18 protein-coding genes are annotated in these 22,541 nt (G+C 37.3%); 13 read left to right on the top strand and 5 right to left on the bottom strand.

Annotated features, from left to right (window positions below; all coding sequences use genetic code 11):
- Nucleotides 1-213: 213 nt before the first annotated feature.
- Both ACQKIM_RS24710 and ACQKIM_RS24705 read left to right on the top strand, forming a co-directional pair.
- Nucleotides 214-984 (top strand): MerR family transcriptional regulator, encoded by a 771-nt coding sequence (locus ACQKIM_RS24710; protein ID WP_427549045.1) that lies wholly within the window; start codon nt 214-216, stop codon nt 982-984.
- Between the two features lie 28 nt (nt 985-1,012).
- Nucleotides 1,013-4,018: an efflux RND transporter permease subunit gene (locus ACQKIM_RS24705; protein WP_427549043.1), complete on the top strand. Its 3,006-nt coding sequence runs from the start codon at nt 1,013-1,015 to the stop codon at nt 4,016-4,018.
- A 108-nt stretch (nt 4,019-4,126) separates the two neighbouring features.
- On the opposite strand, the gene ACQKIM_RS24700 is transcribed toward ACQKIM_RS24705, so the two are convergent.
- Nucleotides 4,127-5,968 (bottom strand): multicopper oxidase family protein, encoded by a 1,842-nt coding sequence (locus ACQKIM_RS24700; protein WP_427549041.1) that lies wholly within the window; start codon nt 5,966-5,968, stop codon nt 4,127-4,129.
- A gap of 336 nt (nt 5,969-6,304) precedes the next feature.
- Between ACQKIM_RS24700 and ACQKIM_RS24695 the strand changes: the two genes are divergently transcribed.
- From ACQKIM_RS24695 to ACQKIM_RS24660, 8 genes are all read left to right on the top strand, one after another.
- A complete protein-coding gene (locus ACQKIM_RS24695; RefSeq protein WP_427549039.1) occupies nt 6,305-7,726 on the top strand; it encodes a diguanylate cyclase in 1,422 nt (473 codons plus the stop codon).
- Between the two features lie 317 nt (nt 7,727-8,043).
- Nucleotides 8,044-8,526: a DUF5590 domain-containing protein gene (locus tag ACQKIM_RS24690; RefSeq protein ID WP_427549037.1), complete on the top strand. Its 483-nt coding sequence runs from the start codon at nt 8,044-8,046 to the stop codon at nt 8,524-8,526.
- A gap of 15 nt (nt 8,527-8,541) precedes the next feature.
- Entirely contained in the window at nt 8,542-9,735 is a 1,194-nt protein-coding gene (locus tag ACQKIM_RS24685; protein ID WP_427549035.1) for a pyridoxal phosphate-dependent aminotransferase, read from the top strand.
- Between the two features lie 28 nt (nt 9,736-9,763).
- Complete coding sequence (asnS, locus tag ACQKIM_RS24680) at nt 9,764-11,059, top strand: asparagine--tRNA ligase (protein ID WP_427549033.1); 1,296 nt, start codon at nt 9,764-9,766, stop codon at nt 11,057-11,059.
- Nucleotides 11,060-11,201: 142 nt separating this feature from the next.
- Nucleotides 11,202-11,930 (top strand): DnaD domain protein, encoded by a 729-nt coding sequence (locus ACQKIM_RS24675; RefSeq protein ID WP_427549032.1) that lies wholly within the window; start codon nt 11,202-11,204, stop codon nt 11,928-11,930.
- 9 nt (nt 11,931-11,939) lie between these two features.
- Nucleotides 11,940-12,602 (top strand): endonuclease III, encoded by a 663-nt coding sequence (gene nth / locus ACQKIM_RS24670; RefSeq protein WP_427549030.1) that lies wholly within the window; start codon nt 11,940-11,942, stop codon nt 12,600-12,602.
- Nucleotides 12,599-12,925 (top strand): YpoC family protein, encoded by a 327-nt coding sequence (locus tag ACQKIM_RS24665; protein WP_427549029.1) that lies wholly within the window; start codon nt 12,599-12,601, stop codon nt 12,923-12,925. Before nth ends, ACQKIM_RS24665 begins: the two co-directional genes overlap by 4 nt.
- Before the next feature lie 202 nt (nt 12,926-13,127).
- The gene (locus ACQKIM_RS24660) at nt 13,128-13,262 is read left to right on the top strand and encodes a hypothetical protein (protein ID WP_427549027.1); all 135 of its coding nucleotides are present in this window, start codon (nt 13,128-13,130) and stop codon (nt 13,260-13,262) included.
- Between the two features lie 75 nt (nt 13,263-13,337).
- Here ACQKIM_RS24660 and ACQKIM_RS24655 read toward each other — a convergent pair whose 3' ends face one another.
- Complete coding sequence (locus ACQKIM_RS24655; protein ID WP_427549025.1) at nt 13,338-16,010, bottom strand: PBP1A family penicillin-binding protein; 2,673 nt, start codon at nt 16,008-16,010, stop codon at nt 13,338-13,340.
- A complete protein-coding gene (gene recU / locus ACQKIM_RS24650) occupies nt 16,007-16,657 on the bottom strand; it encodes a Holliday junction resolvase RecU (protein WP_427549024.1) in 651 nt (216 codons plus the stop codon). The genes ACQKIM_RS24655 and recU overlap by 4 nt, the downstream gene beginning before the upstream one ends.
- 414 nt (nt 16,658-17,071) lie before the next feature.
- On the opposite strand from recU, the gene ACQKIM_RS24645 reads away from it, so the two are divergent.
- The 3 genes from ACQKIM_RS24645 (at nt 17,072) to ACQKIM_RS24635 (ending at nt 20,128) form a co-directional block, all read left to right on the top strand.
- On the top strand, nt 17,072-17,266 hold the full coding sequence (locus ACQKIM_RS24645; protein ID WP_427549022.1) for an endonuclease: 195 nt from the start codon (nt 17,072-17,074) through the stop codon (nt 17,264-17,266).
- Between the two features lie 230 nt (nt 17,267-17,496).
- Nucleotides 17,497-17,883 carry a YppE family protein gene (locus ACQKIM_RS24640; protein ID WP_427549020.1) on the top strand — a complete coding sequence of 129 codons (387 nt, stop codon included), beginning with the start codon at nt 17,497-17,499 and terminating at the stop codon, nt 17,881-17,883.
- A complete protein-coding gene (locus ACQKIM_RS24635) occupies nt 17,855-20,128 on the top strand; it encodes a DEAD/DEAH box helicase (RefSeq protein ID WP_427549018.1) in 2,274 nt (757 codons plus the stop codon). Before ACQKIM_RS24640 ends, ACQKIM_RS24635 begins: the two co-directional genes overlap by 29 nt.
- Before the next feature lie 1,213 nt (nt 20,129-21,341).
- Here ACQKIM_RS24635 and ACQKIM_RS24630 read toward each other — a convergent pair.
- Nucleotides 21,342-21,608: a gamma-type small acid-soluble spore protein gene (locus tag ACQKIM_RS24630; protein WP_427549017.1), complete on the bottom strand. Its 267-nt coding sequence runs from the start codon at nt 21,606-21,608 to the stop codon at nt 21,342-21,344.
- Between the two features lie 662 nt (nt 21,609-22,270).
- A complete protein-coding gene (locus ACQKIM_RS24625) occupies nt 22,271-22,420 on the bottom strand; it encodes a YjcZ family sporulation protein (protein WP_427549015.1) in 150 nt (49 codons plus the stop codon).
- Nucleotides 22,421-22,541: the final 121 nt, after the last annotated feature.

Here is a 22,541-nt window from a genome sequence, read left to right as displayed (position 1 = left end):
TGGAAAGCGAGTAGCCTGGAACGGAAATCACCTTCATTTGACTTAGTAGTGTTCACAAAGAGTCCCTTGACCATTTAGTTTTTCAACACTATGAAGTCCCTAATATAAGGGACTTTTTTTATTGCCTCAACGACATGAAAGACAAATCTTAGAGAAACACTTGACCTTCAAGTTGGTTGAAGGTTTACCATTGAAATTGAGAGGTGTGATGATGTGAAAAAATATATGACTATTCAAGAGTTCTCTGAAAGAACAGGTATCACCAAAAGCACACTACGCTTTTATGAAACCAAAAATTTACTACTACCAGAGGAAAGGAGTTTAAATGGCTATCGAGTGTATGCAGACAGCCAGATTGCAACAGTAAAGTTAATATCCACTTTGCGTTTGGCGGATGTTCCTATTAATGAGATTCAACATTATTTACAGGAGCAGGATGAAACGAATCGTCAAAAGATGATGCAAAAATGGATTCAACATATGAAGAGAAAACGAGATTTATTGGATATTAGCCTGCGCTATTTAGAAAGTGACTCAATTCGAGATGATATTTATTTAATTGATAAAAACGATGAAAAAATTATTTGGTTTACTGCTAAATCTACGACAGGCAAATTTGGAGCAAGCTTTGCACAAAGAGCAAATGAAATAAAACAATTAAATATCCGTATTAAAAGCTATTACTTAAATTATTTATCGGGGCAAGACGAAATTAAAGCCCAAATTGGCTTTGGCGTTCCAGTAGACACAAATTTAAATATATATATAGATTGTGATTTTATTGAACATATGCCTGCTTGTATATGTCTGGCATTACCATTTAAAGAGCATATGTCAACGATTAAGGATGGCTATATTAAATTACTACAATATGCACTTCAACATAAATGGGTCCCCACGCGTTCCATTCTAGAGTGGTATCGAGGTGATGATTTTACACAATTAGATTTATTATTGCCTGTTATTCAAATGGAGCAGGAGTAAATTTAATATAAAATTAGGAAGGTGAAATATGAAACGATTCATCCGTTTTAGTATGAAAAATGCTTTAACAATGCTATTAGTCATACCTCTTATTATTGTAGGAGGAATTTATTCATTAAAAACATTACATATGGAGAAGTACCCAAACGTCGATATGCCATATTTGACAATAATAATCCCTTATCAGGGAGCCTCGCCCAAACAAGCTATGAATGATATTGGGGAGCAAATGGAAAGGGAGTTCCTCAAGCTTGAAGGAAGAAAAAATGTTTATACAAACGGTGTAATGAATGCGGTCTATTCGACAATCGAATTTGATATGACCGTGGATATGAAGGAGGCAGAGCAGCTTGTAAGGAGAAGTGTGGATAGCTTACAATTGCCTAAATTAGCAGGTGAGCCTCAATATGAAATTACGAGACCTGGTGGAAATCCAATTAGTTTTACAATGGGGATATATGCACATGAAAAAATCGACGAAGTCCAAAAGTTTGTAAAGGACATAATACTTCCACGATTAACTATCATAGAGGGTATAAGTGAAATAGAATTGAATGGAACAACAGAAACGTCTGTTTTTATTCGACTTTTACCGCAAAAATTAACAGCAAATGGTTTTACATTCAATGATGTACGAGAGGCAATTGCAGCAAGTAATCTTTCTGTGCCAACTGGAGACATTACTATTTCAAATGAAATATTACCAGTCCGAATAAATAGTGCATTTACATCAATTGAGGATATTAAAGATGTAAAGCTTTTTAAGAAAGAAGGAGAATTTACTGCAAAGACTTTAGATGATGTAGCTGAAGTAACAGATGAAAGTAAATATATAAATAATCTGACGCGTATTAATGGCAAGGAGGGTGTCAGTTTCAGTATCATTCCTGAGGGTGGCGCCAATGTAGTAGCAATTGTTGATCAAGTTAAAAAAGAAATGGATTCATTCGCTATTCCAGATGATTATAAAGTGGAGATTTTACACGATCAATCTATTGAAATTAATCAATCGGTTCATTCAATGCTCCGTGAAGTATTTTTAGGCGCATTCATGACAATTATCATCACCTTATTGTTTTTAAAAAATATTCGTTCAACTATTATTGCAGTCATCTCAATCCCAGTTTCAATTTTTGCATCGTTTCTTTGGCTAAAGGCGTTGGGATATACATTAAATATTATGACACTTGCTGGTATTGCTGTAGCAGTTGGACGAGTTGTAGATGATTCTATCGTCGTTATTGAAAATATATTTAGGAGAGTAAGGGCTTCAAAGGAAAGAGATGAAGAATTAATAGAACAAGCAACAAGTGAAGTTGCAACTGCGATTACTTCCTCAACCATAACAACCGTTGCTGTTTTTCTTCCACTTGCCTTTGTACCAGGAATTGTAGGCAGTTTTTTCAAGCCACTTGCATGGACCATCGTTATTTCATTGTTAATTTCATTAATGGTGGCAGTCACTATTGTACCAATATTGTCAAAGGTCTTTTTATTAAAAATTACGCCTAAACTCTCACAAGAGAATGTACTTCAAAAGTGGTATCGAAAAAGTTTAACCTGGGCTTTACATCACCGTCTAATTACTTTATCTGCTGCACTATTAATTTTAATAGGCACTACTGTCAGCATTGCACCTAAGCTAGGAACAACCTTTTTACCACAGGAGAAGGTGAATCATTTCAAGGTTGAATTGATAATGGAAAATGGAACTCCTATTGAGAAAACAACTGATGTGGCTGGTAAAATGGAAAAAATATTACTAGATCAAAAGGAAATTAGCCTTATACATACGGATATTGATGCGCAATCAGAATATGCGACTATTTCATTTGTAATCAATGATTCTGTTGAGAATTCGTATGAGTATGTCAGTGATTTGCGACAACAGTTAACAACAATAAGTGAACCTAAGGAAATCAAAGTATCAGGTATTGGAGGAATTATTGGAGGGGCAGAAAGCAAATATACGTTAGTAGTAAATGGTACGAATTTAGAGAAAATTAAAAGAGCGAGTGAGCAGATTACAGCTGCTTTAAAAAAAGTGCAGGGTATGGAGAATGTGACAACATCTTTAGAGGGGGAAGTACCTGAAATCATTGTCGATTTAGATGATATGAAGCTTGCCGAAAAAGGAATGATGCCAGCAATGGTTGCACAAAATCTTCGAGCAATCATTAATGGCGATGTAGTCACAACTATGCAAGCAGAAGATGAAACAAAAGAAGTGAACCTAGGATTAAAAATGGATGAGATGACTTCGCTTGAAGATCTAGGAAAGGTTCAGATTAGTAATGTAAAGGGAACTCCCGTCATGCTGAATGAAATAGGGAAACTAAAAAGGGTTCATAATATAACTTCAATTTCTCATCTAAATGGTGAAGAGTATATTATGGTGTATGGAACCATTACTGATGAAAAAGTTGGAGATGTTACCGCTCTGGCCGATAAGGTGATTGATAATCTACAGCTTCCTGAAGATATTAGCTATTATAAGGAAGGTGTATCTGCTTCGATGGATGATGGTTTCAGAGATTTAGCAATTGCCATAGGAATCAGTATATTCTTAGTGTATTTGGTACTGGTATTTACCTTTAAGGAAGGAAAAGCGCCATTTGTTATTTTGTTTGCTATTCCGTTCTCAGTTATAGGTGCATTAATTGGGCTTTATATTGTGAAGGAACCGATTGGAATGCCTGCAATGATTGGTTTACTAATGTTAAATGGGATTGTTGTAACGAATGCAATCGTTCTTATTGATAAGGTGAAGCAATTTGAAACATGTGGAATGACCAAACAAACTGCTTTAGTGGAAGCAGGTGTTATACGTATTCGTCCCATTTTAATGACTGCTATTGCAACAGTGGGAGCTTTAATTCCCATGGCAATTTCGAATGAAACTGGGATGGTATCAAAGTCTCTTTCTGTTGTAGTGATAGGTGGACTATTTACTTCTACTTTTTTAACACTGTTTATTGTACCTATACTTTATAGCTTATTTCAAAAGAATAAAAAATCATTAAGCCATATTTAAAAATATTACGACAGAAAAGCGCAAGAAATCAACGTTTCTAAATTGATTTCTTGCGCTTTTTAAGGTTTTGACCAGTTTGTTCCCAGACTTTTTAAAAATAATGTTTCACTAGTACCATATTCTCCTACGCCTAGTTGACATTCTTTCTTGGGGTTGAACCTCAGTAGATGGGAAAATCGGTTGAGGGATTTTACTTATATCTATTTCTCGATGAACAATTGTCTGTTTATCGTCATTCTCTAGATGAACGTTATGACTCTCTGTTGCTTGGGTAATACCTGAATCATTACTTAAGAGTGGTGTTGTTTGATGATTACTGTTTTCAATAGTAGCAGCAGTTTCATGATGCTCAGATGGGGAATGTTCTATTTCTACTTCGGCATGAGGCTGCTGCACAGGATGAACATCCTTTATCACAAGGATTGGTCGCATCATATCATGATCTTCGTGCTCAAGAAAATGACAATGCCACATATAATGACCGATATGGTCTTTCCAGTACATTATAATTTTCGTCACTTTTCCTGCATCTGCTTTGACGGTATCCTTCCAGCCTTGTTCATAGTCTCGAGGTTCTTCAGAAGGTCCTGTAAATTCCAACCTTCCTTCATTTTGATAAAGTTCTAAATCGAAAGGACGTCGTTCCAATATTTTGAATTGTACTAAATGCAAATGAATAGGATGGATGAACGGTGTGGCATTAATAAAACTCCAAATCTCTATACTATCAAGTGCTGGCTTTTCAGTAGCAGGATCATGGTACATTCGATTATTTAATAAAAGCATCGGTCGACCAAAATCATCCGTTGTAGCGGTTAATGGAAGTTGTCTCTCGATATGCGCATGGTGAGGGTGCAGATCCATTGAAACTGCAAGCATTTCTGGGATTTCACTAGTATCCTCACATTTTAAAGGAAGAGTAACTTTGAATTGCATAATAACGTTTGTATGCTCATCAATGAAATCCTCATCAGAATTGACTACTATTATTTCCTGACCATCACAATTAGAGAAATCAATAATGATATCTGTACGTTCAGCTGGTAATAATTCAACAGATTGTATTTCTCGAGGTGCTGTTAAAAAGCCGCCATCTGTCCCAATTTGAATCATCGGCTCTCCATTTGAAAGGCTGATGACATAGCCTCTTCTATTGGAGCCATTTAGAAAACGAAATCTATATTTACGAGGCTCGACATTTAAATAGGGCCAAACTTTCCCGTTTACGACGATTGTATTCCCTACAAATCCAGGTGTAATAGATGGATGGACGGGAACTGGAAAAGGTGGTTCATCAGGGTAGAATAGTGAACCATCCTCATTAAACGATTTATCTTGAATTAAAATAGGATATTCGTAGTCACCACAGGGTAAATTAGAACGCTCCTCAAGGGCATCTCTCAGTAGATAAAAGCCAGCTAACCCTGCATAAACATTTAAGCGAGTCAATGCCATTGCATGGTCATGATACCACATTGTTGTACCAGGTTGATGATTTGTATATTCATGTACTTCTTTATAGAATTTTGGTCCCGTATGCATATAGTCTCTTGTGTACCATGCTTCTGGGTGACCATCGCTTTCCCAATCTACATTTGCGCCATGTAAATGTGTGACAGTCCTTACCTCTTGTGAATCGTTGGCCGCATGAAGCGTAAAATCGACAGGCAGAAAATGCTTTCTAGGTAATAGGTTTTTATATCTGACATAAATCGTTTTGTCTTTCTTAGCTTCAATCGTCGGGCCAGGATAAAGCCCGTTATAGCCCCAAATGATGGATTTTGGGAAATCCTTATGGAAACAGTGCTCTGCTTGTATCATTTGTAACTCATAATAATCTTTTCTTTGTTGACCTCTATAATATTTTGGTTTAGCAGTGCTTGGTTTCGGTAACTCATCAACAAATTTTGGAATAGTAGCTGGATCAGCAGGGTTAATATTTATGGTCAAAACATCACGTCCCTTTTTCAATACTTAGATTGCTAATTACTTCATAATATGGGTGAAAACAATAGGCAACTGGGACAATAATGGAGAAAATTGTGCTAATATATAAAAAATATCAATATCGACACTTCAGTAATGGCTGTGTGATTCAGATTTCAGAGGATAGTGAGGGAAATTGAGTAATCATTGTCATTTAGATGACGGATTTCCATTTTTCTACCATGCAGTAAATCAACAATTAGTAAAGTTTGGTAAATGTTGAAAAGTACGGACGACAGGATACAGTTGTTTTATAATTGATATATTAGTTAATCTGGGGTTTGGAGAAGTGGTGATACGTTGGAACTAACATTGGAACAATTAAATAAAACAATAATGGAAATGCGAACAAAAGGTCTTTTAAAGGAAGCATTAGTCCTTGCTGAACAAGGTCTATTAGTAGCAGAAGAGAATCAAAATTATCAACACGGACTGGATTTATATTATCAAAAGATATTAATATACTTCACACTAGGGGATACGTTAAGTATGATGAGCATTATTCCCGAATATGAAACGTCTTGTCAAAAATATGGCACTGCAAAAGACTTCATGCATTATTACCTAGTGATGTCTTTATTATATGATTTAGTTGGTTTTAGAGAGAAAACAATCGAAATGACAAAAAAATCAATCGACTACGCACATGAACTTAACGATTTAACTATGCTTGTTCGAGGTCATAATAATCTATGCTACCTTGAGGTTGAGAAAGGCTGCAACGATGAAGGACTGCAAGCTGGTTTACTTGCTAGAAAATACAATCAGCAATTATCGAAGAAGCTACCTGAATTAGCGAGGCTACATGATATTCGTATTAATAATAATTTAGCCGATGTTTATATTTTTAAAGGAGATTTTGACACAGCTCAAACTTTGTTGGACAGTACGTTGAATTCGACAATTATTCAGCACCATAATCGTGAAAAGGTTGCTGCTTTGTTTGGTTATGGGTTTTTATATGAAAAACAAGATAGACTACAAGAGGCAGTGAACTATTACAAACAGTCAATAGCACTGGCACAATCGTATGGGGATAATGCTATAACTAAGAAAGTAATGCGTTTACTTTTAAATGTACTGTATCAGTTGAATTGGAGAGATGAAATTTTTGAAGTGCAGCGTGCATATATTGAGCTTTCCGAGAAAATGGGCGTAGATAATTTGCTGCAGCAGGTAATGAACCTAGAATTTAATCGCCATAAGGAAAAGCTCGAAAAAAAGGCACTCTATGATCCTTTAACGGGTGTCTTAAATCGGCATTTCTTAGATATTAAGATAAATGAATGGTTATTTGAGGCTAAATTCAACAAGCAATTTGTTGGTTTGACTGTTTTAGACCTTGATTATTTTAAACTGTATAATGATACGTATGGTCACTTATTTGGTGATCGGGTTTTACAAATTCTTGCGTCTGGCTTACGGGATTTTTTGCAGAAAGAGGATGCAGAGATTATTCGTTTTGGCGGGGATGAATTTGTTATTTGTATTCGTCATGAGCAGAAAGAATATGTAAAAGAGCTAGTCAGAGAGATGCATTCTTACTTGCTTACCTTGACGCTGGATCAACATGCTGAAAGTGAAACACTGAAGGTGAGTATGGGCGCATGTATTAATGAACAGAAAAATTATGACTATAAAACTTTATTTAAGCATGCAGATCAATGTTTATACCAAGCTAAAAAAAATGGGCGTACTAAATGTATTATTGATGAATTGTAATGAATATTGTCATCGTTTTTTTAATTCCTATTCGCATTCGTGAATAGGAATTTTTCCATTGAAAAGGCTATCATTTTTGATCTATGATTGAAAAATAAAAATATCTATTCGGATCATTTGAAAACCTTATTCTAGCAACGTACAATATACGAAATTAAGAACACGACAGGGCAAAATTGTTGTATAATGTTGTGGTATGAGGAAAGAAAGCAGGTTGACCAAATGGAAAGCAAAATGAATGGTTACGCAGCTTTAGACATGCTAGATCGGGCATTCGTGTTAAAGCATAAGTTAGATGTGAAACATAAGGTGAATAAATGAGAAACTGGTTGATTTTCATTTCTGTTTTTATGGTTTCATTGTCACTTGTCATTGGTATTTTAGTACTCTGGAAAGCCGAGGCTCCGTTCCGTTCAATTGAAGAGAAGGCTGAACAGCTGGCACTTGATGCCAAGGCCCTCGCAATTGTTTCGGAGTCCTACACATATAATGGCAAACATTCGTATGTTACTGTATTTGGAGTAGACGAATACGGTGATAAAAAAGCCATCTTTGTTCCTACGAATCTAGAAGCTGATTCAATTCGGGAAGTATTTTTAAAAGATGGTATTAACGAAAAGCAAGCATTATCGGTTTTTAAAAAGGAAGGAAATGTACAAAAGGTACTCAATATGAAATTAGGCTATGAGGAGCCCGGTGCTGTTTGGGAAATTACGTACCTAAACGAACACGATAAGCTCAACTATGTCTATATTATGTTTGAGGACGGCGATTGGTGGAAGCGTATTACGAATTTATAAGAGGAGTAGATCCCAATGAAAAATTTATTAGCAAACCGTGTAAAAACTTTAACACCATCTTCAACTTTAGCCATTACTGCGAAAGCTAAAGCGTTAAAAGAGCAAGGAATTGATGTCATTGGTCTAGGTGCTGGTGAACCAGACTTTAACACGCCGCAAAATATTTTAAATGCTGCTATTGACTCAATGGAGAAAGGTTTTACTAAATATACACCTGCTGGCGGACTTCCAGTGCTTAAGCAAGCGATTATTGATAAATTACAACGCGACAATAACCTTACATACAAGGCTAATGAAATCATTGTAGGTGTTGGTGCAAAGCATATTCTCTACACATTGTTCCAAGTTATTTTAAATGAGGGTGATGAAGTCATCATTCCAATCCCTTATTGGGTATCCTATCCTGAGCAAGTAAAGCTGGCTGGCGGTGTGCCTGTTTATGTTGAAGGTACAAGAGAGCAAGGCTATAAAATTACAGCGGATCAATTAAGAGCTGCAATAACAGATAAAACAAAAGCAGTCATCATAAACTCACCTAGCAATCCATCAGGTATGATTTATTCTCGTGAAGAGCTAGCAGAACTTGCAGCTGTTGCAGAAGATAAAGATATTTTAATCGTGTCAGATGAAATTTATGAGAAGCTTGTATACAATGGTATAGAGCATTTTTCAATTGCACAACTTTCTGATGCAGTGAAAGCACGTACAATCGTTGTAAACGGTGTAGCAAAATCTCACTCTATGACAGGCTGGCGTATCGGGTATGCTGCAGGAGATGCAGACATTATTAAACCAATGACTGATCTTGCATCACACTCTACATCTAACGCAACAACAACTGCACAATATGCAACAGTGGAGGCATACAATGGACCTCAGGACGCAGTAGAAGAAATGCGCCAAGCTTTTGAATCTCGTCTTGAGAAAATCTATCCGCAGTTAAGTGCAATACCTGGCTTCCATGTGTTAAAGCCACAGGGTGCATTCTACTTATTACCAGACGTAGCAGAAGCTATGGCTCATACTGGCTACGATTCAGTGGATGCATTTGCTGCAGCTATTTTAACAGAAGCAAACGTAGCAGTGATTCCAGGCTCTGGCTTTGGTGCACCAACTACAATGCGATTATCTTATGCTACATCTTTAGAACTATTAGAAGAGGCAGTCCGCCGTATTGATGCATTTGTCAAATCAAAGTGGCAAGACTAATCCTTCTAACCAACTTTGGAGGATTTCTATGAAAAAAATTATGATTCAAGATATGCCAAAACATATCGGTGAAACAGTCAAACTAGGCGCTTGGTTATCAAACAAACGTTCAAGTGGGAAAATTGCCTTCTTACAATTACGTGATGGCTCTGGCTTTGTACAGGGCGTTGTTGTGAAAGAAGAAGTAGGTGAAGAGATTTTTGCCGTTGCAAAAGGCATGACACAAGAAACATCGATGTATGTTACGGGAGAGGTTAAAGCAGATGAGCGTTCAAGCTTTGGCTGTGAACTAGCTGTAACAGGTATCGAAGTGCTACATGCTGCAACAGATTTTCCGATTACACCAAAAGAACATGGTCCCGAGTTCTTAATGGATAACCGTCATCTATGGCTGCGCTCTCGTAAGCAGCATGCGATTATGAAAATCCGTAACGAAATTATTCGTGCAACTTACGAGTTTTTCAACAACAACGGCTTTACAAAAATGGACCCACCAATTTTAACTGGTTCAGCTCCTGAAGGTACTTCTGAGCTATTCCACACGAAATATTTTGATGAGGATGCGTATCTTTCTCAATCTGGTCAGCTCTATATGGAAGCGGCTGCGATGGCATTAGGAAAGGTATTCTCATTTGGTCCTACATTCCGTGCTGAAAAATCAAAAACACGCCGTCATCTAATCGAATTTTGGATGATTGAGCCGGAAATGGCCTTTGTGGAATTTGAGGAAAATCTTGAGGTGCAGGAGCAATATGTGGAACATATCGTGCAATCTGTACTAGCAAACTGCAAATTAGACCTAGAGCGTCTTGGTCGTGATACTTCAACTCTAGAAAACATAAAAGCACCATTCCCTCGTATCTCTTATGACGATGCGATTAAATTATTACATGAGCAAGGATTTAATGATATTGAGTGGGGCGATGATTTTGGTGCGCCACATGAAACAGCTATTGCCAATTCATTTGACAAACCTGTATTCATTACTTGCTATCCAGTAGGTATTAAACCATTCTATATGCAACCACATCCTGATCGTGATGACGTTGTATTATGTGCAGACTTGATTGCACCAGAAGGCTATGGTGAAATTATCGGTGGTTCTGAGCGTATTCATGACTATGAATTATTAAAATCACGTCTTGAACAACATAATTTATCATTAGATGCTTATGCTTGGTATTTAGAACTGCGTAAACAGGGCTCTGTACCCCATTCAGGTTTCGGTCTAGGGTTAGAGAGAACAGTGGCATGGATTTCAGGAACAGAGCATATCCGTGAAACTATTCCATTCCCGCGTTTACTAAACCGTTTATATCCATAAACAACAACTAGTATGATCTTCTTACCTTTCGCTTTCGGTACAGTTGACTACTGCCCGTTAAAGCGGGACCAATTTAAAAGTCGCGTAGGGAAAAATCTACGCGGCTTTTCTACTTACTACCAGAGAAGGAGTCAAATAATATATGAGCACAAATAATAGTCGACTCCGCATATGGACTGAACAGCGAATGATTCAAATTCCCCAGCTCTTTTTTCAGTTTTATAAGGAGTTAAATATGAAGGATGAAGAGGCGTTAATTGTTTTCCATTTACTTGCATTCCATATCGAGGGCAATGATTTTCCAACACCTGATGATTTAATGAACCGCCTCACAATGTCCGACAATGATATTACTTCTGGTCTACAGCGGTTAATGCAAAAAGGCTTCCTTGAAATTACCCGCGATGTTGATGCAAACGGCAAGCTATATGAAAAATATTCGGTTTTTCCACTTTGGGAGCGTATTATGCAGTTGATTGAGATGAAAGAGCAGCAAAAATCGGCAACTGCACTGCGACAAGAAGAGGGCGAGATATTCCGTTTATTTGAAGAGGAAATGGGGCGTCTTTTATCTCCTTTAGAGCTAGAAAAAATCGGTTCTTGGCTAGATGAGGACAAACATAGTCCAGCGCTTATTAAAGAGGCGCTAAAGGAGGCAGTGTTTGCGGGAAAGCTAAGTATTCGTTATATTGATCGTATTTTACTGGAGTGGAAAAAGAAAAATATTACGACACCTCAGGCTGCACAAAAACAAAGCGAACAGTTCCGTGAAAAACAAACGATTCACAGACCACCAGTCCGTACATCGCAGCAAGGGATGCAATCGACAAACAAAGTACCATTTTATAATTGGTTAGAAGAGAGAGAGTAGGGTGCCAGTATGCTAACAAAAAAACAATGGGAGCATTGCCTAGCCGAAATGGATCGTATGTTCCCTGAGGCACATTGTGAGCTCGTGCATGAAAATCCATTCGAGCTAACGATAGCCACATTGTTATCTGCACAATGTACTGATGTTCTTGTCAATAAGGTTACGAAAACGTTATTCCAAAAATATAAGAAGCCTGAAGATTATTTAGCAGTGTCCTTAGAGGAATTACAACAGGATATTCGTTCCATCGGCTTGTATCGAAATAAAGCAAAGAATATTCAAGCTTTATGTCAGCGCTTGTTAGATGAATATGCGGGCGAGATACCAGCAAGTCGAGAAGCTTTAGTGACGTTGCCTGGAGTTGGCCGTAAAACGGCTAATGTCGTATTGTCTGTAGCATTCGATATCCCTGCGCTTGCAGTGGATACTCATGTAGAGCGGGTGTCCAAGCGGTTAGGTCTTTGTCGCTGGAAGGATTCGGTGCTTGAGGTGGAAGAAACGATTATGAAGAAAACACCAATGGACAAGTGGTCAAAAACGCATCATCAGCTCATTTTCTTTGGCAGATATCATTGTAAGGCTCAAAATCCAGGCTGTCAGGCTTGTCCGTTACTAGAGGATTGTCGAGAAGGACAAAAGCGTTTGAAAAAAGGGCTGGTGAAAGAGGCATGAATGTAGAGGCAATTGCAAAGGAAGAAATCGATGCTTGGTTTACAGAGTGGCAAGAGCTGGAATCCAAAATTCACATAGCCCACGATACAAGAAATGGTGAGGCTAAGGGCTTGATGGAGGCGGCAATTGTTTTGTTTGACCATCTAGTAGAAGAGGGCGGAGATGAGGTTTTACCGATAAATGGGATTGAACGAATGGCCTTTATAAAAGCAAAGCCTGGTCAGTATGCCTGCTATCGTCAGCTGGATGAATTATTTAAGGAGACAAAAAAACGGGCTGCTCGCTTACGACTGCAAGCTACTAAAAATAATTCGAATGGGTAAAGATATTTGGTTAAATCAATTTCGCCTTGGCGTAATTGTGGCTGTCGCTTCGCTTTCGCACAGATAAACAATGCGTCCGGATTTTGAATTGTGCTCAGGCCTGCACGATGCAGGTCAGTTAGCCGTTTTCGCAGGATGCGAAGATGTTAGGCTAACATCCTTTTTTCATTCCTTTGAAAATCCGTGACATCCGCCGGAGGCTTTGGGCCAACAAGATGTTGGTCACTCAGTCATTGCCACAGGACGTGGCGTTATTAGACTGAGTTCCTCTATTTCAGTAGGTGTTTGGGCACCCAATGAAATGGAACCAATACCGCATTCATCTCACCATCTTTAGAGGAGGGAGTCTTCTACTGAATGCAGATAAATGAAAAGCAGAGGAGCCATCAATAATGATGCTCCTCTGCTTTTTTTATTCTGTACTATCGTTTTCTTCATTTGGAACGACAGGGTCGGTCGGTGGTGTAGGTGGTTGACCACCGTTAGTAGTGCCATCATTGGTGTTGTTACTACCATTATTGCCACTACTGCCGTTATTACTATCAGGGTTGCCATTGCCACTGTTATTACTATTTCCATTACCATTTCCATTGTGATTGCCATTATTACCATTGCCATTACCTTGATCAGGTGTCGTTGGCTGTTCTAAATCAGGCTCATCGGGAGTATCAGGCTCTAGGTTTTCGTCTGGCATACTTGTCACTTGGAAGGAGGCTGTACCTGGCTCACTTCGTGTACCGTCCACAATAGCGACGACAGAAATCGTGTAATTGCCATCCTCTAAATTGTTTGCAACTGTTAGGCCTTTGCTTTCTGTTGTCCCAAGAGAAATTGTTTCCCCGCCTTCACGTGTAGCTGAGACCTCAAAGGTAGTTGGCAATGGCTCGTTTGTTTCTGGATTCAGAATTGCATCATGTTCCCAAGAAATATTGATTGATTGAGCGCCTAAATCTAAATTTGCTGAAACATTATAAGGTGTTGAAAGTTCAGGTGCCTCGTACTCATTCGAAACTTCCGTAGGCTCTGTGCCACGAATAAATAGCTCAGTTTGACGTTTGTTATTTGGTGTGAAATCACTTGCTAATCTCAGCGGTTTTGAGCCTGCCTCAATTGTAACCTCTACAACAGAGCTTGGTTTTTTGAAACGAGGTGTTTCAACATTCGCCGAAATTTCTTTCATTATTTGCTTAAATAGATGTTGTGGTAAACGACGTTCATCCCAAGTTGTGATAGGGTCGAAGTGTTTTTCATAACCGCTCCATATGGCGATTGAATAGTTAGTTGTATAACCTGCAAACCATGAATCTGGCACACTTGTGCTAGGTAAGTTGTATTTATCAAAATCAGCTTTTGAATAGTTAGTTGTACCCGTTTTACCTGCAATATCTAACCCAGAAACATTGGCAGCAGTACCTGATGCATCAGGCTTATTGCCAACTACATCACGTAGCATGTCTGTTACCATGTAAGCTGTGTAATCACTCATCGCAACATCAGACTTTGGTGTATAATCCTTTGTTGTTTTACCATCACGGTAAACAATTTTTGATATTGCATGAGGATCAGTGTAAACACCATTATTACCGAATGCTGCATAGGAAGCTGCCATTTGGATAGGAGATATGGCAATATCCCCACCACCAATCGCATCAGATTCATAGACGTTTTTCGCCTCAATACCTAAACGACCAATGAATTCCTGCGCCTTATCAGGACCAACCTCTTTTAAAGCTTTTACAGCTGGAACGTTTCGGGAAGCATATAATGCCTTACGAGCTGTCATAGCCCCCATATATTTACCATCCCAGTTTGTAATGGTTTGCTGAGTTCCTGTGTATTTCATAGGTTCATCCACAAGTGTTTGACCTGTTGACCATTTTAAATATTCGATTGCTGGACCATAATCCAATAATGGCTTCATAGTAGAGCCTGGTTGATTTTGTGTTAAATCGTCTGCATAGTTCCAACCACGATTGCCATAATTGCGTCCACCACCGACTGCTTGAATTTGACCAGTTTTAGTATCTACAACAGCTACACCGGATTGAATTTTTTCTGTTGGGAAATTACTATCATCATTCATGATGTTTTCAACAATTTGTTGAGCATTTGGATCAAGTGTTGTGTACACCTTAATGCCTTCTGCCATTGCAGTACCATCACCGTTTTTCTCTAATTCATTTAGGACGATATCAAGGAATGCATCATATTTAGAGCCAGCAAATTTTTGACGTGTTGTATCATCGGCTAAGCCTGCTTGAACGTCTACTTTTTTTGCTTCTTCCATTTCTGCTTTTGTAATTTTACTATGTTGATACATTAATCCTAAAACAGTATTACGACGCTTCTCTGCAAGCTCAGGATTTTTTAATGGGTCGTAAGCATTTGGACGCTGTACTAAACCTGCAAGTAATGCTTCTTCATCTAACGTTAAATCTTTTAAATCCTTACCATAGAAATATTGAGCGGCTGTTCCAAAGCCGTATACACGACCTGACATAAGCATTTTATTAAAGTACATTTCAAAGATTTCTTCTTTTGAATATTTACGCTCTAATTGAAAGGCAAGCCAAGCCTCCTGTGCTTTACGTTTTAATTTTTTCTCGTTTTGTAAAAAAGAGTTTTTCACAACCTGCTGTGTTAAAGTTGAAGCCCCCTGTGATCCAAAACCATCACGGAAGTTGGCAATAATTGCCCCGCCAAGACGATAAAAATCCATACCATGATGCTCGAAAAAGCGTACATCTTCCGTAGCCAGGATGGCATTGATCATATCCTCAGGTATATCTTCATATTTTATATATTTACGGTTTTCTGCACCAATTGTTGCAAATAGATCACCATTTTTATCAAAGAACTCAGAAGAAACAGGATCCTTCAGTAATTCTTCCTTTAGCTCAGGTGCGCTACTAGCATAAAAAGCGAACATCCCAGCTCCTCCAATAAAACATGCTACCCCTATTGCCAACAGTGTTAAGAAAATGCGCTTAAACCATAATTTTCCAGATGATTTGGGTACTTTCTTTTTATTTTTTTGAACGAGAGCTTTCTGACGCTCACCGCGTGTTTGACGACGTTCAGTCATTCTACAATCTCCTCACTTTCAGAGCCATGGCTTTTTGCTTCAATGAGCTGCTGGATAATCGGTAAATAGTTGATACGTGGATAATAGCTTGTAGGAATTTCGAAAGCTTCTCTTTCAATCGTTGAAAAAGGTATCGATTTACGCTCACCATTCTCCATTGCTTGCCAGGCCTTTTGTAAAACTTCGTATGGCACAATAAAATATCGTTCAAAAGCTGAAAAACGAACGATAATAAAAGCCACACCATTTTGTTCCGTCACTTGCTGCATATGAGTCATTTGATGTAAGTGTATATTTTTTAAGGGAAAACTTGTTTTGGAAGCTGTCTCCTTTGCATCAAAATCAATATAATGCCCTTTCCAAACACCATTATAATCTGTTGTTGAAGGAGTTCGGAAGTATGCTTCGCGAATTACTGCAGCACTTCGTGATGGATACTCTACTTTGACGATTTGTACAGGAACAGGTTTCTTATGAATGATAGCAAATCGACTTTTTATATAATAGTCGTTTGCTTCATTGATTTCATCCTCTAGTGTTTTCCCTCGATTACTAAAAGAAATTTCTTTGTTATCATCCTTTTTTGACCCATTTTGAAAAGCTCGATTTGGGGTATACAATTTCCCATTTGGATAACGAATTGTCACTTAGCTCACCCTCTATAATACTGCAATATTATATACAATAGTTTACCATGATTCAGTAGTAGTTCTCCACCTCTGGCTAGTTCAATCTATAGCAAGAATCTTACGACAAGAATCAATCAAGATAGTACACTTTCCGCCTTCTGGAGTCGAAAAGTTGTCAAAAAAAAGCTGTGCTTTCTACTCAAAATGCCAAAAAAACAGATAAAGTTTTCAACCAATTCTGTAGTAAATTTGTCCTCTCTATTTGCTCCAATCTAGCTAGAAGATTATTCAGACAACAGAGCCATAATTATGTTTTAATAAAAAAATATCGAAATTCTTCTTCTTTCAGCTAACTTACGCTTTTTTTGTCATGCATGAAGGTAATTTTATACATGCGAGGAAATACATAAGTAAAGCAAAGGAGGCGTTGTATTGAATAAGTTAGAACAATTAGTTGCGCAGTTGGATCTGGTCAATCAATTACTTATAACAAGAGTGTCTTTGGAAAGCAATGCACATAGCATGCATTTTTTTATGCAACTCGAAGCTGTTAGCCAGAAAGTAAGCTTAGCAGAAAAGAACTGGCAAGTAAAGAATGCTTGTTCGCCTATAAGTAGTGAAAAATGATAGACTTTGGTACACTTATCTCATATGCAAAGTAACTCCCTCAATATGAGTATTTTAAATACAATATTTACCATCGTGTGTGAGTTGAGAGAGACATGCTATTATTATAATGAGCTTCATATACAACTTGCTTGTCATGTATCAGTACTACCATACATGCTGAAGAAGAATTTTTAAGTTCAAACGAGCAATGTATGTAATTGTTGTAATGAATGAGATGAGGTGCGAAATTGTTATTAATACAGCAAACTTCCATATTAATAGATGAATGTGAAAAAAGTGTTGCTCGCTTTTGGCAAATGCGTGAAGAGGACCGCACACCTGATTTTTATAAGGAGGTTAAGCCACATGCCGATGCGATTCATCAACTTTTAAAAGGGTGGCAACTGGATGCGAATTTGTGGATTCAAAACAATAATCCAAAATATATGCATAGCCAACAAATTGCTTCTGTGGTGGAATCCATGGAGCAATTTGTTGTGCAATCTTTTTTTAAAGAAACAAGTAAAAAACGCTTTTTAGATGCTACTCATTCTACCTCCTTTACATTGAAGAATTTTGAACGAATCGTGAAGGAGGGAACAAAAGATGCTATCCAAAAAGAGAACCATCAATGAATTATTAAACGAGTGGAGATATGATGAAGAATTAAAAGAACGCATTTTACACTGGCAGACACTTGAAGGGCGTGAAGCAAAATATGCCCCTTTCCCTGGAAATTTACATCCTTCTCTAGTAAAGGCACTACAGGCAAGAGGTATCGAGCAGCTTTATACACATCAACGAGAAGCCTTCGATTTGGCGCAGAGTGGTACGTCCTTTACTGCTGTTACTCCAACAGCATCGGGGAAATCATATTGCTATCATCTTCCAGTTCTTCAAACAATATTAGAGAATAATAATGCTAGGGCTATTTATTTATTTCCGACAAAGGCTTTAGCACAGGATCAGAAGAATGATCTAAATGAGTTAATTGAACAAAGTGGAGAAGAGATATTAAGCTACACATATGATGGAGACACCGCACCTGGAATTCGCCAAAAGGTGCGCAAGGCAGGGCATATTGTAATGACAAACCCCGATATGCTCCATTCAGGAATATTACCACATCATACAAAATGGGTATCTCTTTTTGAAAATTTACAGTATATCGTTATAGATGAATTGCATACATATAAAGGTGTATTTGGTTCACATGTAGCCCATGTTATACGCAGACTCAAGAGGATCTGTGCATTTTATGGCAGTAAGCCCGTATTTATTTGTACTTCAGCAACTATAAAAAATCCAAAGGAATTAGCAGAACTTCTAACAAATGAAACCCATGTATTAATTGCTGATTCGGGAGCGCCAGTTGGTAAAAAAACGTTTCTATTTTATAATCCGCCTATTGTTCATAAAACATTTGGCGTGCGTCGTAGTGCTGTCTTAGAGGTAAGTGACCTAGCTAAAAGATTATACATAGCAGGTATTCAAACCATTATCTTTGCTAAAAGCCGTGTAAGAGTAGAAATGATAGTTACTTATTTAAAGGAGCTGACACGAAACAAACTGCTTGATGAATCGGTAAGAGGCTATCGTGGAGGCTATTTACCTTCTGAGCGAAGAGTGATTGAACGTGGTCTTCGAGATGGTACTATTCAAACAGTTGTTAGTACAAATGCTTTGGAATTAGGAGTCGATATTGGACAGCTTCAAGCATGTATTATGACAGGTTACCCAGGAAATATTGCAAGTGCCTGGCAGCAAGCTGGCCGTGCTGGTCGTCGGCAGGACGAGGCATTAATTATTTATGTAGCGCAATCATCTGCATTGGATCAGTATGTGGTCAATCATCCACTCTTTTTACTTGGTAGTTCACCTGAAGAAGCACGTATTTATCCCGAAAATATGTTAATTTTAATGGACCACTTAAAATGTGCAGCATTTGAGCTACCTTTTTCCACACCTGATGCATACGGAGAATATGAAATTCAAGAACTATTAGATTATCTAGCAGAAGAAGGCGTTGTTTTTAAAACAAGCGATAAGTGGCATTGGATGAGTGATCGTTTCCCTGCTCACGATATTAGTCTGCGCTCAGCTTCTCAGGAAAATGTTGTAATCATTGATATGACAATTCCCGCGCAAACAAAGGTCATCGGTGAAATGGATCGTCATAGCGCAATGACATTATTGCATGAAGAGGCAATCTATTTACATCAGGGCATTCAATTTCAAGTAGAAAAGCTTGATTGGGAAGAAAAGAAAGCTTTTGTCCGTGAAGTAGATGTCGATTATTACACAGACGCTAATCTAGCAGTTGAAATGAAAGTGCTAGAAGAAGATCGTAATAGAGATTATAAGGGGGGCACGATTAGCTTTGGTGATGTTGGCTTAGTTGCTCAGGCCACACTATTTAAAAAAATAAAGCTCAATGAAAAACATGATAATATCGGTTCGGGTCCAATTCATTTACCACCTGACGAAATGCATACTAGCGCGTCTTGGCTATCTTTTAATACGCCAAGTATTTGGTCAGAGGCGGAGTTAGATGCAGCTATGATTGGTGCGGCTTATGCCATCAATGCTTTTATTCCGATCTTTATCCAATGTGATAGTAGTGATATTGACGTTGTGCCTCAAATAAAGGCCACGCATAATGAACTACCAACATTTTTTGTTTATGATAAGTATCCTGGTGGTATTGGTCTAAGTGAAAAAGTATACGATTTATGGGAAGATTTATTAACAAAGACACAGCAACATGTCGATTGTTGCCCTTGTAGTGTTGGTTGCCCTGCATGCATAGGCGCACAGGATACCTTGAATGATTCAAAAGGGTATGTTGTAAAATTGTTAAGCTATTTAGTGTCTAACTAAAAGATATAACGCAGAAGGGGGGAGCATTAGGGTATTCCCCTTCTAAATATGAAAGTAATAGATGTACATTGTCGTGTTCCTTAAACTACCCACGTGGATTGAAACAACGCTTTAAATTTTCCTCACGTATAAGTTTGTCTATCATTTTCCTGTTTATGCCTGTGATTTTTTCGAGTTGACACTCTGATGTATTTGGATGTGATTACAGGGCTTTCTTAATCATTTTTATTCTTTTCTCTCGTATTTCAGACCCCAACCTATTAGGCGCTAAATGTTTAAACGGACCAAACCATTCTTGGTATTTAACAAGTGTTATATGATTACTTTTGAAATGTTTCTGCAAATGTTCAAGTGAAACGTCTTTGTTTTTATTTAAGTATGCACTTGAAAGGCATCATATTTTTCTTTTGCAGCCTCATACATTTCTCTTTCTTTTACAGCTTCCATCGTTTTGATGTCAATACTAATGTCCAGTGTGTTTCAGTTTCTTTTACAGTCATATTGGCATTCCTTTCATAAGAAAAGAGCTAGACAATAAGCCTGCTCTTTTCCGTTATTAATATTTTGCGCAAAATATTAATGATTTAGTAAGCAATAACATTTCGGAATATGTCTTTAATGTTGATAATGAAATCATCATAAAGTACTTTTCGTATTTTGTCATGTCGTGTGGTAGAAGGGGAAAGTACCTCAACCATGAAATCAGGTGCACATTTTGGATTAGCACCAAGAATACCATACTTATACTTCCTTTTCTTGTTTTTCGCCATTAAAGCAAGGTTAGTATGGATATAATTAAAAAATTGATACACAAAATGCAATATTATTGAACAATTTGGGGGAAGTTAGAGGGTTAGCGCGTACGATAAGGGTTTGAGGTAATGCAAAAGGATGCTATCACAAAGTAAATATATGTAATTTTAATTGAAAACATAACATTTAAATAAAAAGGGTCATTTCCTAAAACGGAAGTGACCAAATGTTGTGATTTGAATTATCTTCTTTGAGGAAAAAAAGTTGTGAAGTTGTTATTTTCTTATGACATTCCTATAATACGTTTCATAAACAAATGAACTTGGGCATTTATCATTTAAAGGCAATAAAAAACTGCGACGATCGCCAACGCCACAGCTCAAATTAAATTGCAAAAGGAATGTATATTGCGGAAACAAAAAACCGGCAAAGGTTGCCGGTTGTGATGATATATTTAAACTTATTTTGTATTGTTTTCGTTTGCAAATCGACCAGAAGCAAATTTTTTGTTAGCTTCTGCCTGTTGGATTTGCTGTCTAATTTGATTAACATCAGTCTCGCTTCCGAATTCTTCGTTCATCGAGTTCGTTGAACCAGAAGCTTGTTTTTTGTTAGCTTCTGCCTGTTGGATTTGTTGTTTAATTTGATTAACATCAGTCTCATTTCCAAATTCTACATTCATTGCATTTGGAATTTTTGAGTTAAAGTTTTGATTGTTGTTTGCCATTGAAAATCACCTCCTGAAAATAGTTTGTACAGAAGGTGCTTAAGTATCCGTAATTTTTTTAACCAGATTTATTTAATATCATTTTTGTTGTAGAAACAATTAGAATCACTCGGTATAGTAGTAACCAATTTAAATGTTAACTTGGATTTTATATAGTTTATTGCTTTGAAAAAATAAAAAAGCCGTAACAGCGAGGTCGTTACAGCTTCAAGTAGTGTGTGTGAAAAAATCTCATGACAACTTTATCATTTCTGAATTAAATCTAAATTATACCCATTAATTAAAAAAGGACATTTTCTGTTTAGAAAGAGTGGTTAGAAGACGAAATATCTAATCTTTAGTTGAACATCATGTCAGAAAGAAAATTACAGGGATAGCGCGTGCGATAAATTTGGGGTAATACAAGAGGATGCTATCCCGAAGTAAATATATGTAATTTGAATTGAATTTATTACAACTAAATACAAAAGGGTCATCTCCTAAATAGAAAATAAACAAAAGTGTGATTTGAAATGTTAGGTTATGAAATAAAAAAGTCGCAGATTGCAATTCACTGATGACATTACTATATTATGCAGCATAAATAGGCACACATTTGACACTTGATTTTATAAACTATAAAAGGGTCACCAGGCTGGGAAGTGACCCTTAAATCGGAAATATTAATACCCTGTATTCATGAAAGTAGCGCCGACAATTATTAGAAGTATAAATAGAACTACAATTAAGGCAAATGATGAACCATTACCATAACCGCCGCCATTATTGCCACAATTATTAATGCCACCAACATTTCCACCATAGTATCCCATAAAAACACCTCCTTTCTACAATATATAATGATGTTAGTCTAAATTATGGACACAGTGAATTGGGAGTTTATAAAGTATAATAATCTTAACAATTTACTAGGAGTGTCTAAGATGACAAAAC

It is taken from the genome of Lysinibacillus sp. NPDC047702, assembly GCF_050272555.1.
Classification (GTDB): domain Bacteria; phylum Bacillota; class Bacilli; order Bacillales_A; family Planococcaceae; genus Lysinibacillus.
This window is presented reverse-complemented; position numbering and strand designations above follow the sequence as displayed.